This is a genomic window from Photorhabdus sp. P32 (assembly GCF_038085095.1).
Taxonomy (GTDB): domain Bacteria; phylum Pseudomonadota; class Gammaproteobacteria; order Enterobacterales; family Enterobacteriaceae; genus Photorhabdus; species Photorhabdus luminescens.
The window spans coordinates 1-984 of sequence record NZ_JAZGJN010000092.1; the positions used below are offsets into that span (position 1 = coordinate 1).

Genomic DNA, 984 nt, shown 5'->3' on the forward strand with positions numbered 1-984 from the left:
CCATCTGAAATCTTCATGTCGATCGCACAGGCTTGCGTTGACAGCAATAGGTTAAAACACTGCATCATCATCATTGCCAATTTTTCTTCTGGGATTAACGGGCTATTCACTAATACGTCAGTGAGTTGCTGTAATAACTGTTCTCTATCTCTATCGTTCATACGGCTAATCCTATTAACAATTAAAAGCTCAGGTGTAGCACTATATTACATAAAAAATAGCCATGTCGACTATATAATAGCAAAAAATTTCAAGCCCGTTTTTTATATCACTATTTCTATCCTTAAAGAAAAAAATTCAACATTGAACTATTAATTTCTTTATATTTTAGTGTTAAGGTCGTACTTTCACCGCCTGGTCATACAGTCTCAGGTAATTCAATTAAAGAAGTTGTATGGTAATTACTTATGTCACACATAATTTATTTATCTTTAGATGGTAAGAAACAAGGTTTAATTTCTGCCGGTTGTTCAATGCTAGACTCCATAGGAAACCGATACCAAAAGGGGCACGAAGATCAAATACAGGTATTGAATTTAAATCACTCGATAACTCGCGAAAAAAATGTCGCTCATCATCCGATACAATTTATCAAGCCAATAGATAAATCATCCCCGCTGTTAGCAGCCGCAATATCTTCAAACGAACTACTGAATGCGATTTTCTTCTTTTACAGAACAAATCTCGCTGGACAATTAGAACTTTTCTATGAGGTCAAATTAATAGAAGCGAGTATTGTTGATATTTCTTGCGTCTACCCGAATTCAATAAATAATAATGAAATGATGCCTTACGAAAAAGTCTTTCTAAAATATAGATCTATATCCTGGAATCACATAACTGCCGGCACATCTGCCTATAGTATATGGGATGATAGAGTTTATTAAAAATAAACCAAGTTAAGTATATATAAATATATATGTTCAGACCGCTGATAAACCTCGTTTAAAATAGCGAGGTTTGTTCTTTTCATTGTGAAAAATA

The 984-nt window shown here is 33.6% G+C and carries 1 protein-coding gene; it reads left to right on the top strand.

Features of this window, described 5'->3' with window-relative positions; genetic code table 11:
• Positions 1 to 407: 407 nt before the first annotated feature.
• Positions 408 to 887, top strand: a complete 480-nt coding sequence (locus tag V2H77_RS00410) for an Hcp family type VI secretion system effector (protein WP_049584146.1) — start codon at positions 408 to 410, stop codon at positions 885 to 887.
• The last annotated feature ends 97 nt before the right edge of the window (positions 888 to 984 follow it).

Bases quoted from the DNA above. Each gene is read 5' to 3' on its own strand.
- V2H77_RS00410 (WP_049584146.1), top strand. From the start codon at position 408: ATGTCACACATAATTTATTTATCTTTAGATGGTAAGAAACAAGGTTTA.